The organism is Nocardia sp. NPDC052316 (assembly GCF_044547795.1).
Classification (GTDB): Bacteria; Actinomycetota; Actinomycetes; order Mycobacteriales; family Mycobacteriaceae; genus Nocardia.
On record NZ_JBIUBB010000003.1, the window covers coordinates 1,083,250 to 1,095,139 of the forward strand.

The 11,890-nt window shown below is 67.9% G+C and carries 13 protein-coding genes; 9 read left to right on the forward strand and 4 right to left on the reverse strand.

Annotated features, from left to right (window positions below; genetic code table 11):
• Window positions 1–171 precede the first annotated feature (171 nt).
• A complete protein-coding gene (locus ACIHA7_RS17770) occupies window positions 172–606 on the forward strand; it encodes a 2-keto-3-deoxygluconate kinase (RefSeq protein ID WP_397290556.1) in 435 nt (144 codons plus the stop codon).
• Window positions 607–680: 74 nt separating this feature from the next.
• Here the strand turns inward: ACIHA7_RS17770 and trxA are convergent, their stop codons facing one another.
• Complete coding sequence (gene trxA, locus ACIHA7_RS17775) at window positions 681–1,055, reverse strand: thioredoxin (RefSeq protein ID WP_135235996.1); 375 nt, start codon at window positions 1,053–1,055, stop codon at window positions 681–683.
• A 306-nt stretch (window positions 1,056–1,361) separates the two neighbouring features.
• Here trxA and ACIHA7_RS17780 point away from each other — a divergent pair, with 306 nt between their 5' ends.
• The 4 genes from ACIHA7_RS17780 to ACIHA7_RS17795 all read left to right on the forward strand — a co-directional run bounded on the left by ACIHA7_RS17780 (window position 1,362) and on the right by ACIHA7_RS17795 (window position 5,245).
• Window positions 1,362–2,450, forward strand: coding sequence for an isocitrate/isopropylmalate dehydrogenase family protein (locus ACIHA7_RS17780; RefSeq protein WP_397290558.1), 1,089 nt, complete (start codon window positions 1,362–1,364; stop codon window positions 2,448–2,450).
• A 125-nt stretch (window positions 2,451–2,575) separates the two neighbouring features.
• A complete protein-coding gene (locus tag ACIHA7_RS17785; protein ID WP_397290560.1) occupies window positions 2,576–3,493 on the forward strand; it encodes an ABC transporter substrate-binding protein in 918 nt (305 codons plus the stop codon).
• Between the two features lie 4 nt (window positions 3,494–3,497).
• The gene (locus tag ACIHA7_RS17790; protein ID WP_397290562.1) at window positions 3,498–4,457 is read left to right on the forward strand and encodes an amino acid ABC transporter permease; all 960 of its coding nucleotides are present in this window, start codon (window positions 3,498–3,500) and stop codon (window positions 4,455–4,457) included.
• A gap of 35 nt (window positions 4,458–4,492) precedes the next feature.
• Window positions 4,493–5,245: an amino acid ABC transporter ATP-binding protein gene (locus ACIHA7_RS17795; RefSeq protein WP_397290564.1), complete on the forward strand. Its 753-nt coding sequence runs from the start codon at window positions 4,493–4,495 to the stop codon at window positions 5,243–5,245.
• Between the two features lie 111 nt (window positions 5,246–5,356).
• On the opposite strand, the gene ACIHA7_RS17800 is transcribed toward ACIHA7_RS17795, so the two are convergent.
• Entirely contained in the window at window positions 5,357–6,256 is a 900-nt protein-coding gene (locus tag ACIHA7_RS17800) for a LysR family transcriptional regulator (RefSeq protein WP_397290566.1), read from the reverse strand.
• 71 nt (window positions 6,257–6,327) lie between these two features.
• Here ACIHA7_RS17800 and ACIHA7_RS17805 point away from each other — a divergent pair, with 71 nt between their 5' ends.
• From ACIHA7_RS17805 to ACIHA7_RS17815, 3 genes are all read left to right on the forward strand, one after another.
• Window positions 6,328–7,689, forward strand: a complete 1,362-nt coding sequence (locus ACIHA7_RS17805) for an FAD-binding oxidoreductase (protein WP_397290568.1) — start codon at window positions 6,328–6,330, stop codon at window positions 7,687–7,689.
• Window positions 7,690–7,817: 128 nt separating this feature from the next.
• Window positions 7,818–8,702, forward strand: a complete 885-nt coding sequence (locus ACIHA7_RS17810; RefSeq protein ID WP_397290570.1) for an SPFH domain-containing protein — start codon at window positions 7,818–7,820, stop codon at window positions 8,700–8,702.
• Window positions 8,703–8,714: 12 nt separating this feature from the next.
• Window positions 8,715–8,870, forward strand: a complete 156-nt coding sequence (locus tag ACIHA7_RS17815; RefSeq protein WP_186818832.1) for a hypothetical protein — start codon at window positions 8,715–8,717, stop codon at window positions 8,868–8,870.
• An 82-nt stretch (window positions 8,871–8,952) separates the two neighbouring features.
• Here the strand turns inward: ACIHA7_RS17815 and ACIHA7_RS17820 are convergent, their stop codons facing one another.
• The gene (locus ACIHA7_RS17820; protein WP_397290573.1) at window positions 8,953–9,696 is read right to left on the reverse strand and encodes a MerR family transcriptional regulator; all 744 of its coding nucleotides are present in this window, start codon (window positions 9,694–9,696) and stop codon (window positions 8,953–8,955) included.
• Window positions 9,697–9,810: 114 nt separating this feature from the next.
• Here ACIHA7_RS17820 and ACIHA7_RS17825 point away from each other — a divergent pair, with 114 nt between their 5' ends.
• Entirely contained in the window at window positions 9,811–11,061 is a 1,251-nt protein-coding gene (locus ACIHA7_RS17825) for an erythromycin esterase family protein (protein ID WP_397290575.1), read from the forward strand.
• Here ACIHA7_RS17825 and ACIHA7_RS17830 read toward each other — a convergent pair.
• Window positions 11,039–11,890 (reverse strand): methyltransferase domain-containing protein, encoded by an 852-nt coding sequence (locus tag ACIHA7_RS17830; protein ID WP_397290577.1) that lies wholly within the window; start codon window positions 11,888–11,890, stop codon window positions 11,039–11,041. The genes ACIHA7_RS17825 and ACIHA7_RS17830 overlap by 23 nt on opposite strands.

Here is an 11,890-nt window from a genome sequence, read left to right on the forward strand (position 1 = left end):
GCGCTAATTCCGCTTACCGCGATGGTGGCGCAGCGGCGACTTCTCCTCGTAGTAACCCGCCGTAGCGGGGTCTGATTCGGACCGGCCCCCTCGCTGCGGGCTGAATGACTTGTTAGTGCTGGTCCCCTCTGTCAACTGAGCCACGACATTCCTCGGGAAGACCTACTTTCAATGACAATTCTCACTCTCGATACCCGCGCGTTCCATGCCGCCGCCCCCAAGGGCCTGCGCCACGAAAGCGCCGACCTCACCCCGGCGCAGTTCCACGATCGCTACTGCGAGCACACCGGGCCGATTCGGCTCGGCGACTGGTCGCCCGCGGGTAGCCGAAGCGCCGATTTCGCCGTGACGCTGGAGTTCACCGACCACCTGCGCACGGTGGTCGCCTCGGGCAGCCTCGTCGCGGCGATGACCTCGGCCCTCTACGAGGAGGGCTACCACGTCGAAATTCTGCAGTTCCACCAGCGCCGCACCGGCGAAGGCACCGCAACCTTCGTGCAGTGTGAGTGCAATGGCCGCCGCGGCTGGGGCGCTGCGCTGGCCGACGACAGCGCGGAATCGACGGTTCGCGCGATGATTGCCGGCGTGAATCTGCTCGGTAGCTGACACCGCACAAGGGCCGTTCCTCTCACCCGAGAGGAACGGCCCTGTTGGTTCCGCTGATTACTGCTCTGCGTTGATTACTGCTCGGCGCCGGCCTGCTGCTCGGCGAGCTGCTTGCGCACCTCGTCCATGTCCAGCTCCTTCACCTGGGTGACCAGGTCTTCCAGCGCGGCGGCCGGCAGCGCGCCGGGCTGCGCGAACACCAGCACGCCCTCGCGGAAGGCCATGATGGTCGGGATGGAGCGGATGTTGGCGGCGGCCGCGAGCCCCTGCTCGGACTCGGTGTCGACCTTGCCGTACACGACATCGGCGTGCTTCTCCGAAGAGGCCTCGAAGGTGGGTGCGAAGCTCTTGCACGGGCCGCACCACTCAGCCCAGAAATCGACGAGTACCACGTCGTTTCCGGTGACTACCTCGTCAAAATTCTGCTGGGTCAGCGTCTGGGTGGCCATGACGTCCTCTCGTATTCGGTATGCCGACTACAACGCCGGCCATTGCCTAAATCATCCACGGCCGATCGGCACGCGCGGTATTGATCGCCGTCCTCTGCCCGTATACCCACCCGCGCCGCCGGGAAATCCCGCCTGACCAGATGGTCTCCGGACGGTGGGTCGGTGCGCCGCCGGGTGGGGCGCGGCGCGAGGATGATGCGGTGAACCAGAAACGCGATTCGCCGACAGCGCCGAGCGTGTCATCGTGAGCCGGCGACGTCGCCCGGTCGAGCGCACGCCGGAGTCGAGCCTCGGGGAGGTGCGAACGTGAGGGCGGAGATCGGGCCCCCGGTGCGGCTGGGGCTGATCGACGGCGACGGCATCGGACCGGAAGTGGTGCAGGCCACCCGGCGGGTCGTCGACGAGGCGGTGTCGGCGGCCGGTGCCGCACCGATCGAGTGGGTGCCGCTGCTGATGGGGCATCGGGCCATCGAAGAACATGGCGACCCGTTGCCGGAGCAGACCTTGCAGGCGTTGGACGGGGTGGACGCCTGGATCCTCGGCCCGCACGACAACGCCTCCTATCCGGCCGAATATCGCACCGCGGTCGCGCCGGGCGGTGCCATTCGCAAGCGCTTCGGGCTGTCCACCAACATCCGTCCGGCCCGCGCGTTCGCCGGGGCGCGGGCGGCGGCGCCGGAGATCGATCTGGTGATCGTCCGGGAGAACAGCGAAGGTTTCTACGCCGATCGCAATATGTTCGCCGGGTCTGGGGAGTTCCGGCCCACCGAGGATGTCGCCATGATGGTCGGCGTGGTGACCAGGCAGGCCTGTGAGCGGATTGCGCACGAGGCCCTGCGGCTCGCCGCGACGCGCCGCAAACGACTGACCATTGTGCACAAGGCCAACGTGCTGCCGATGACGATGGGTCTGTTCCGCGACGTGTGCTATGAAATTGCCCACGCCTATCCCGGCGTCGAGGTCGGCGACGAACACGTCGACGCGACGGCCGCCCATCTCGTCCGCGCGGCCGCCGATTACGACGTGCTGGTCACCGAGAACCTGTTCGGCGACATCCTCTCCGACCTCGCGGGCGAGCTGAGCGGCTCGCTCGGTCTGGCCGCTTCGCTCAACTGCTCGGCCACCCACGCCATGGCACAGGCGGTGCACGGCGCGGCGCCGACCCTCGCGGGGCGCAACCGCGCCAACCCCGCCGCCCTGCAACTGTCGGCGGCAATGCTGTTGCGCTGGTTGGGGACTCGCGACCGGCGCGGCGACCTCCAGCACGCCGCCGAGCGCATCGAATGGGGTGTCGCCGCCGCGTTCGAAGCGGGCATCGCCACGGCGGACCTGGGCGGACAGGCATCGACCAGCGAGTTCACCGAACAGGTTTGTGCTAGGGTCCACCGCCGGTAGTCAGAGTGTGGTAGCTCGGAGTGTTCAACAAGGAACGGATGAAAGTTCCGTTACTGTCCAGCACGAAGCGTCTCGGTCGCTTAGATTGCCAACGGGTGGTGACACCCGGGTTTCTTGAATCCGAAATGTGGAGGGCTGCTGTGTCTGTTCGATCGGTTCTTGGCAGGCGCGCCCTGCAGGCGGTATGTGTACTCGCTGGCGGCGCACTTGTCCTGACGGGCTGTAGTAATACCGAAGACACCGGGCCCGCCGCGGAGAAGGTGAAGGTCGACAAGGTCGACTCGATCGCGGCGCAGCTGCCCGACAAGATCAAGCAGTCCGGCAAGCTCGTTGTCGGCGTGAACATTCCCTACCAGCCCAACGAGTACAAGGATCCCAGCGGCAAGATCGTCGGTTACGACGTCGACCTGATGGACGCCGTCGCCGCCACCCTCGGTGTGAAGGCCGAGTACCTCGAGTCCGCCTTCGAGAAGATCATCCCCACCATCCAGGCGGGCACCTACGACGTCGGTATGTCCTCGATCACCGACACCAAGGAGCGCGAGGCACAGGTCGACTTCACGACCTACTTCAACGTGCGCACCCAGTGGGCGCAGCAGAAGGGCAAGCCGGTCGACCCGGACAACGCCTGCGGCAAGCGGGTCGCCGTGCAGGCGACCACCATTCAGGACACCGACGATCTGCCCGCCAAGAGCAAGAAGTGCCAGGACGAAGGCAAGCCCGCGATCGACATCAAGTCCTTCGAGGAACAGAGCGCCGCGACCAACGCGCTGATGCTCGGCCAGGTCGACGCCATGGCCGCGGACCTGCCGGTGACGGTGTACGCGATCCAGAAGAGCGAGGACAAGATCGAGAAGACCGGCGCGGCCTACGGTGCGGCGCTCTACGGCTGGGCCGTGGCGAAGGGCTCGCCGCTGGCCGCCGTGCTGCAGCAGGCCGTGCAGAGCCTGATCGACAACGGCAAGTACCTGGAGATCGCCAAGAACTGGGGCGTCGAGGAAGGCGCCATCAGCAAGTCGGTCATCAACGGCGCCGCGAGCTGATCGCATGACCTCGAACGAAACCAAGCCGGAGCCCGGTGACCCCGGGCCCGGTGTGGCAGAGGATTCCAACGAACCGGAACCGATCAAAGCGGTTCCGCTGCGTAGGCCCGGCCGGTGGATCGCCGCCGCGGTCATCCTGGTGCTCGTCGGATTGTTCGTCTACGGTGCCGCCACCAACGACGCATACCAGTGGGGTACCTACCGGAAGTACCTGTTCGACAGCCGGATTCTCGCCGGTGCGGTGGTCACCCTCGAACTGACCGTGCTCGCCATGGCGATCGCCGTCTCTCTCGGCACGTTGCTCGCAGTGATGCGGCTGTCGCCGAACCCGGTGCTGCGCTCGGCGGCCTGGGTGTATCTCTGGATCTTCCGTGGCACACCGGTTTTCGTGCAGTTGGTGTTCTGGGGCCTGTTCCCGTCGCTGTACAAGCAGATCGTGCTCGGCGTCCCGTGGGGCCCGCACCTGTTCGAGCTGAACGTGCAGAACATGCAGGCCGCGTTCACCTTCGCGGTGATCGGCCTCGGGCTCAACGAAGCCGCCTACATGGCCGAGATCGTGCGCGCGGGCATCAACTCCGTCGGTGAAGGACAGCGCGAGGCCTCGACCGCGCTCGGCATGTCCTGGAGCCTGACCATGCGCAGGACGGTGCTGCCCCAGGCAATGCGGGTGATCATCCCGCCCACCGGCAACGAGCTCATCGGCATGCTGAAGACCACCTCGCTGGTCACCGCCTTGCCGTTGAGCACCGACCTCTACGGCCGGGCCCGCGAGATCTACGGCGTGAACTTCCAGCCGATTCCGCTGCTGCTGGTCACCGCCACCTGGTATCTCGCGATCACCAGCGTGCTGATGGTCGGGCAGTTCTACCTGGAGCGCTACTACTCGCGCGGCCTGTCCAGGCAGCTGACCGGTAAGCAGCTGCAGGACCTGGCCGACGCCCAGACGATTGTGAAGGCGAAATGAGTGCGGATACGAGTGTTGCCGCAGACACTCAACCGATGATCGTCGCGGACCGGGTGTGCAAGAACTTCGGCGCGCTGCAGGTGCTCAAGGGTGTCTCGCTGGAGATCGGGCGCGGCGAGGTGCTGTGCGTGATCGGGCCGTCCGGCTCGGGCAAGTCCACCTTCCTGCGCTGCATCAACCACCTCGAGCAGGTCAACGCCGGTCGGCTCTACGTGGACGGCGAACTCGTCGGCTACCAGGAGAAGAACGGCAAGCTCTACGAGCTGCATCCGCGCGAGGCGGCCCGGCAGCGCCGCGAAATCGGCATGGTGTTCCAGCATTTCAATCTGTTCCCGCACCGCACCGTGCTGGAGAACGTGATCGAGGCGCCGATCCAGGTCAAGAAGGTCCGCAAGGCCGATGCGATGGCCAAGGCGCAGGAGCTGCTGGACCGAGTCGGCTTGGCGGAGAAGGCGAATGCCTACCCCGCCCAGCTGTCCGGCGGCCAGCAGCAGCGGGTGGCCATCGCCCGCGCCCTCGCCATGGACCCCAAGCTGATGCTGTTCGACGAGCCCACTTCGGCCCTGGACCCGGAACTCGTCGGCGAGGTCCTCCAGGTCATGCGCGAACTGGCTCAGTCCGGCATGACCATGGTCGTGGTCACCCACGAGATGGGCTTCGCCCGCGAGGTGGCCGACAAGCTGGTCTTCATGGACGGCGGGGTGATCGTCGAAGCAGGCGCCCCGCGCGAGCTGCTGGCCAACCCCAAACACGAACGCACCCAAGCCTTCCTGTCCCGCCTCCTCTGAAATTCGCTGAGCCGCACATTCTTTGCCTGAGCCGCACACCGCCGATACGGGTGTGCGGGTAACGCAAAGGATGTGCGGCTTTTTTCTGCCTCGCGCAACCACTTCCGACGGTCATGGGTTGGTGCGCAGGGCGATGCGTAGCTGGCCGATGAGGACTTTCGCCGCCGGGGCGGCGGGGCGGTCGGTGCGCCAGGCCAGGGCCAGCCGACCGCGTAGCTCGGGCTCGATGATGCGGATCGTGCGTACGCCGAAGGCTTTTGCCTCCGCGGCGGTGAACTCCGGTACGACGGCGATGCCGAGGCCGCGGGCGGCCAGTCGGAGCAGCAGTGGGGGAGCGGCGGCTTCGAAGGCGATGTTCGGCTCGAAGCCCACTGCGGCGCAGGAGCGTTCGAGGACGCCGCGGACGCCGGTGCCAGGGGGCAGGCAGATCAGCGGGTGCTCGCGCAGGTCGGCGAGCGAGACGTCGGCGCCGTGGGTTCGGTTGCCTGCGGCTACCGCGGCGACGACGGCGGTTTCCAGCACCACGTCCAGGCCGATGCCGGAATCCGTTGGCGCGCCGGTCAAGCCGACCAGCGCGACATCCAGTTCGCCGCGGCTCAGTGCGGCCAGCATGCGTTCGGAGGTGTCCTCGGTGAGGCTGATGCCGACCTGGGGGTGGTCGTCGTGGAAGTCCGCGAGTACGGCGGCGACGTCGAGCTCCTCGGTGGCGGCGCCGGAGATCAGGCCGACCCGGACGTGGCCGCGCAGCAGGCCGGTGAATTCGTCCACGGTCTCGGTGATGCGTTCGGCGGCGGCGAGCGCGGCGCGGGCGTGCTTCAGCACCGCGGTGCCGATCTCGGTCGGTGTCACGGTGCGGCCGCCGCGGTCGAGCAACTGCTGGCCGAGCTCGCGTTCGAGCTGGCGGATCTGCGCGCTCAGCCCCGGTTGGGCCAGGTGCAGGCGCGCGGCGGCGCGGGTGAAATTGGCTTCCTCCACCACGGTGACGAAGTAGCGGAGCTGACGCAGTTCCATAACTATTGATTCTAGGTTCGAGAAGAACTATCTGTTGTACTTCTGGCGTCGCGGCGAGCATCGTCGAAGGCATGGGAAACACCGCAGCGCACATCATCGACAGCGACACCTTCACCGGCCCGATCTTCCGCCCGGGTGACCCCGGCTACGACGAGGAGATCGCCGGCTTCCAGACCGCCTACACGCACCGGCCCGCGCTCGTTGTCGGCGCCGTGCACGCGGAGGACGTTCGCGCCGCAGTGGAATACGCCGCGCGGCAGGATCTTCCGGTGGCGGTGCAGGCGACCGGGCATGGCCTGTCGGTCGCGGCCGACGAGGGCGTGCTGATCAGTACTCGCCGGATGACCGGCATCGAGATCGACCCCGCGGCCGCGACCGCACGCGTCGGCGCGGGCGTGCGTGCCGGTGCGCTGGTCGAGGCGGCCGCGGCGCACGGATTCGCACCGTTGAACGGTTCCTCGCCTTCGGTCGGCGTCGTCGGCTATCTGCTCGGCGGCGGGATCGGCTTGCTGGCAAGGGAATTCGGCTTTGCCGCAGAGCAGGTGCGCGCTGTCGAGTTGGTCACCGCCGACGGCCGCGTGCGCAGGCTCGTCCCCGGCGACGAACTGTTCGGCGCGGTCCTCGGCAGCGGCGGCAACTTCGGCGTGGTCACCGCGGTCGAGCTGGCGCTGCTGCCGGTCACCGAGGTGTACGGTGGCCAGCTCGTCTTCGACACCCCGCTGGTCGAGCAGGCCCTCGAGGTCTGGCGGCGGTGGACCGCAACGGTTCCCGACCGGCTGACCTCCACCGTCGCGACCCTGACCTTCCCCGACATCCCGCAGGTCCCCGCCCCGCTGCGCGGCCGCTTCGTGGCCTCGTTCCGGATCGCCTTCAATGGTGCTGCCGCGGAAGGCGAACGGCTGGTCGCCCCGCTGCGCGCAGTGGGTGACCGCCTGAAAGACGACCTGCGCGTGATGCCCTACACCGAGTCGCACACCATCCACAGCGACCCCGATCACCCGCACGCCTACGCGGCCACCAACGCGCTGCTCGGCGAACTGACCGCAGAGACGTTGTCCGCCTTGCTCGCCGCTGCGGGACCGGACTCCGGGACCGACGCCGTCGTCGACCTGCGTCACCTCGGCGGGGCACTGAGCAGCCCGAGCGGGAACGGCACCGCCGTCGACCACCGCGACGCGGCCTACGTCGTCCGGGTCATCACCGAGCCCGACGACCCCACCGCGGCCAAGGACAAGATCCGCAGCGCGCTCGCCCCGTGGACCATCGGCCACAGCCTCAACTTCCTCTACGGTGCGGGCGTCGACGCCGACGAGAACCAGACCCGCGCCGGGTACGCCCCCGGCACCTACGCACATCTCGCGCAGCTGAAGGCAAAGTACGACCAGCACAACATGTTCCGTTTCAACCGCAATATCCGTCCCGCGGTGAACTGATCCACCGTCGCCCTGGGGGCTCGGCTTCGAGTACCCCAGGGCCCAGCGCGGTTCCCGGAATTCGGTGCTGCCATCCACCGCCATCGTCTGCTATCTTCGTGATATCACTTTGATACCTGGAGGATGTCATGAAGCTTCGGCCCGCATTACACGTCAACGGCTTCTTGGTGCTGGTGGCGTGGCTGGTGCTCACCCTGTTGTTCGGCGGCCTGGCCGCGCTCGGCTACCTCGCGGCGGCACAGAACGGCAACCTGCCCGCGCTCATCGGGGCGATCGTCGCGAGTTTCCTGGTGCTGGTGCTGCTGCTGTCGGCGACCGGCCTCATCATCGTGAACCCGAACGAGGCCCAGGTGGTCCAGTTCTTCGGCCGCTACATCGGTTCGGTGAGCGAACCCGGCTTCTACTCGGTGCTGCCGCTGACCGACCGCAAGCGAATCTCGTTGCGGGTGCGTAACTTCGAGACGCAGAAGCTGAAGGTCAACGACGCAGACGGCAACCCGGTCGAGATCGCGGCCGTCGTGGTCTACAAGGTGGTCGACAGCTTCAAGGCCGCGTTCGCCGTGGACGACTACGAGGAGTACGTGCAGACCCAGTCCGAGGCCGCGGTCCGGCACCTGGCCACCACGCACCCCTACGACTCGCACGACGACACCCGCACCAGCCTGCGCGACGGCAGCGAGGTGGCCGAGGAGCTCACCGTCGAGCTGCGCGACCGCACCATGCTGGCCGGCATCGAGGTGCTCGAGGCCCGCATCACCCACCTCGCCTACGCCCCGGAGATCGCCCAGGCCATGCTGGTTCGTCAGCAGGCCTCCCAGGTGGTCGCCGCCCGCACCCAGATCGTCGAGGGCGCGGTCGGCATGGTCAGCCTCGCGCTCGACCGGCTCACCGAGCAGGGTGTGGTGGAGCTGGACGAGGAGCGCCGCGCCGCCATGGTGTCGAACCTGCTGGTCGTGCTCTGCGGTGACAGAGCCACCCAGCCCGTCGTGAACGCCGGCTCGCTCTACAACTGAGCGCCGAAGCCCATGGCTGAGCGCAAGAAGCTGCTGCTACGGCTCGATCCGGCCGTCCACGAGGCGATCGCGAAGTGGGCGGCCGACGACCTGCGCAGCATCAACGCCCAAATCGAATTCGCCCTACGGCTGGCGCTCGAACAGGCGGGCCGCAAACCTAAATCATGATCACGAGCACCGGCGGCGAAGCGAACTTCGCCACCGGTGCTCTGTGAAAGGCCCTGCCCCAGAACGCATATGGCGGCGGGGCCTAGTTGTGTGCAGTCGCCGCCACGTCCTGTTGGGCGGATCGGTCCGCGCTGAGGTAGGCGTCGAGGTGGGGTGCGGCGGCGAGCATGGCTCGGCTGCGACGGTTGAGGCGGGTCCGCCATTCGTCCAGCACATCCGACAGGTCATCCGAATCTTCCACGGCGCGTAGGTGATCCACGAAGAGCTTGATGCGGGGGAGTGGGTAGCCGCCGCGACGGAGTTGCCGGGTCAGGTGGGCGTCGCGCACGACGTCGGGCGGGTAGCTGCGGTAACCGGTGGACCGTTCGCGGTGCGGGCGCAGGATGCCCGCCGCTTCCCACTTGCGTAGCGATGCGGGATGCATGCCTAGGCGATGCGCCAAAGCGCCGATAGTGAGGCCGTGGGAGGGGTTTTCGACCGGTCGTGGTGCGGCGGCGAGGGTGCCGAGGGCGGCGGCGACCTCGTCGAGCGTCTTGCGTTCGTGCAGCAGATCGGCGTGCGCTTGGTCGATCAGACGGAACAGTGCCGCCTCGTCGCCGCAGTGTGCGGCGCGCAGCATCGCGGCCGACGGCTGGTGTCCGTACCCCGCACGCAAGGCGAGGAACGCGCGCAACGCGCGAGCGTGCACCTCGGTGTATCGGCGGTACCCGGCATCGCTGCGCTCGGCGGCGGGCAGGATCCCCTCGTCTTCGTAGTTGCGGACCGCCTGGGTGGACAAACCGTGCTCACGAGCCAGGTCGGCGGGCCGCAGAGTTCGCGCTGCCATCTCCCCAGTTTGAAGGTTTCCGCGCATATCACCAACCAAGGCGACGCAAAGTCTCAACCGATTGTTCAACGATACGGTCGAAGGTACCGGATGGCACACCCAGAAAGGCACCGCATGACCAGGCAACTCTCCGTGCACGACATCGGCCTCCACTTCCGCGGCGACACCGAAGCAGGCGCGACCATCGGCCGATTCCTCGACACACTCGACTGGCCGCCCGCCCTGCTCGGCCTCGGTGAGCCGACCCACGGAGTCGAGGCCTTCCCCCTGCTGCGCAATGAACTCCTGAAGTATCTGGTCGAACACCACGGCTACCGCTCCATCGCCCTCGAGATCGACTGCGTCGCAGCGGCTGTCCTCGATGACTACGTGCGGACCGGTCGCGGCGAACTGGCCGAGGTTGTCGCGGCGGGGTTCAACCACGGCTTCGACGCGTGGCCGTCCAACCACGAGTTGATCGCCTGGCTGCGCGACTACAACGCCGACCGCGATCCGCGATACCAGGTGCGCTGCTACGGATTCGACGCCCCGACCGAGATCACCGCCGCGCCGAGCCCCCGCGCCACGCTGCTCGGCGCACACGCCTTTCTGCGCGAACATCTACCCGCCGAACGACTTCCGCATGACACCGAAACCCTGGACACCCTGCTCGGCGACGACGCCGACTGGACGAACCCCGACGCGATGATGGATCCGGGCCGCTCCATCGGCCACTCCGACCGCGCCAGCACCCTGCGGCTGGCCGCCGACGACCTGCTCGCGGTCTACACCACCGAGGCCCCCGGTCTGCGACAAGCCAGCTCCGACAACGACTTCGAGCGTGCGTACCTGCTCGCCCGGATGGCACACGGACTGCTCCGCTACCACGCCGCGATGGCTACGCCCGGTCCCGACCGCGCCGCCATCCTGCTCGGGCTGCGCGACGGCATGATGGCGGACAACCTGCTCGACATCGTCCGCATCGAGAAGCATCGCGGGCCCTGTCTGGTGTTCGCCCACAACAGCCACCTCCAGCGGACGGAGTCGAGCTGGCAGGGCCAGTGGGAGGGCGTGGACCTGTCGTGGCGCTGGTGGAGCGCGGGCGCGCTCGCGGCGGCCACCCTGAATACCGAGTACGTCTTCATCGCGGCGGATTACGGCCACTGCGCCGATGCCCCGGCACCGCACGATGATCCGCACAGCCTGCACGCCGCCCTCTCGGCCGCGACCGCCGACCGGGCGCTGTTCCCCGCCCGGTTACTGACCGCCGCCCTCGATTCGGACGTCACCGCGCGCGTCTCGACCGACCACCGCTACGGCCCGCTGAGCCCGGCCGCACTCGACGGCGCCGACGCCGTCGTCTTCATCGCTCGGGTTTCTCGGTGACGAAGATGGCGGTGCCTGGGAAGATCTCGCCGCGCAGCGGGCTCCACTGACCCCACTCGCGGTCGAGCCACTCCGGCCAGTCCGGTTCGACGATGTCCACCACCAGTAACCCGGCCGCCACGATTTCGCGGACCCGGTCGCCGATGGTGCGGTGGTGCTCGACGTAGGTCGGCTCACCCTCGCCGTCCACCTCGACATAAGGAGTGCGGTCGAAGTAGGGGATGGCGGCGGTGAGCCCGGCCGGGCCGGGATCGTCGGGGAAGATCCAGCGCATCGGGTGGTTCACCGAGAACACCCAGCGCCCACCCGGCCGCAGCACCCGGGCGACTTCACGCATCACCTGGGCGGAGTCGGCGACGAACGGAATCGCGCCGAACGCCGAGCAGGCCAGGTCGAAGGACTCGTCGGCGAAGGGCAGGAGCTCGGCGCCCGCCTGGATCAGCGGCACCTGCGGCCCGCCCCGTGCCATCGCGGCCCGGCCGCGCGCCAGCATGCCCATCGACAGGTCGAGCCCTACCGGGTGTGCGCCCTGCCCGGCCAGCCAGCGTGCGCACGGCGCCGAACCGCAGCCGATCTCCAGGACCCGCTTGCCCGCGACCTCGCCGAGGAAATGCATGTCGCCCTCGTGCAGGCCCTCCGGGCACCAGACGAATTCGCCGTCTGGGGAATCCACGCCGAGGAAGTCGGCGTGCGTCTGGTGATACTGGCTTGCGTCGGCGTCCCACCAGCGGCGGCTGGCCTGTTGACTAGCGGTTGAGCCGATCCGGGTGCGCGCGGTCCCGGCGGTTCCGAGCAGTGTGTTTGCCTCTGCATGGCGATCTTCCGACAC

Excerpts from the sequence above, each read along its gene's own strand:
- ACIHA7_RS17770 (WP_397290556.1), top strand. The coding sequence starts at position 172 with ATGACAATTCTCACTCTCGATACCCGCGCGTTCCATGCCGCCGCCCCC.
- trxA (WP_135235996.1), bottom strand. The coding sequence starts at position 1,055 with ATGGCCACCCAGACGCTGACCCAGCAGAATTTTGACGAGGTAGTCACC.
- ACIHA7_RS17785 (WP_397290560.1), top strand. The coding sequence starts at position 2,576 with ATGTGGAGGGCTGCTGTGTCTGTTCGATCGGTTCTTGGCAGGCGCGCC.
- ACIHA7_RS17790 (WP_397290562.1), top strand. The coding sequence starts at position 3,498 with ATGACCTCGAACGAAACCAAGCCGGAGCCCGGTGACCCCGGGCCCGGT.
- ACIHA7_RS17795 (WP_397290564.1), top strand. The coding sequence starts at position 4,493 with ATGATCGTCGCGGACCGGGTGTGCAAGAACTTCGGCGCGCTGCAGGTG.
- ACIHA7_RS17800 (WP_397290566.1), bottom strand. The coding sequence starts at position 6,256 with ATGGAACTGCGTCAGCTCCGCTACTTCGTCACCGTGGTGGAGGAAGCC.
- ACIHA7_RS17805 (WP_397290568.1), top strand. The coding sequence starts at position 6,328 with ATGGGAAACACCGCAGCGCACATCATCGACAGCGACACCTTCACCGGC.
- ACIHA7_RS17810 (WP_397290570.1), top strand. The coding sequence starts at position 7,818 with ATGAAGCTTCGGCCCGCATTACACGTCAACGGCTTCTTGGTGCTGGTG.
- ACIHA7_RS17815 (WP_186818832.1), top strand. The coding sequence starts at position 8,715 with ATGGCTGAGCGCAAGAAGCTGCTGCTACGGCTCGATCCGGCCGTCCAC.
- ACIHA7_RS17820 (WP_397290573.1), bottom strand. The coding sequence starts at position 9,696 with ATGGCAGCGCGAACTCTGCGGCCCGCCGACCTGGCTCGTGAGCACGGT.
- ACIHA7_RS17825 (WP_397290575.1), top strand. The coding sequence starts at position 9,811 with ATGACCAGGCAACTCTCCGTGCACGACATCGGCCTCCACTTCCGCGGC.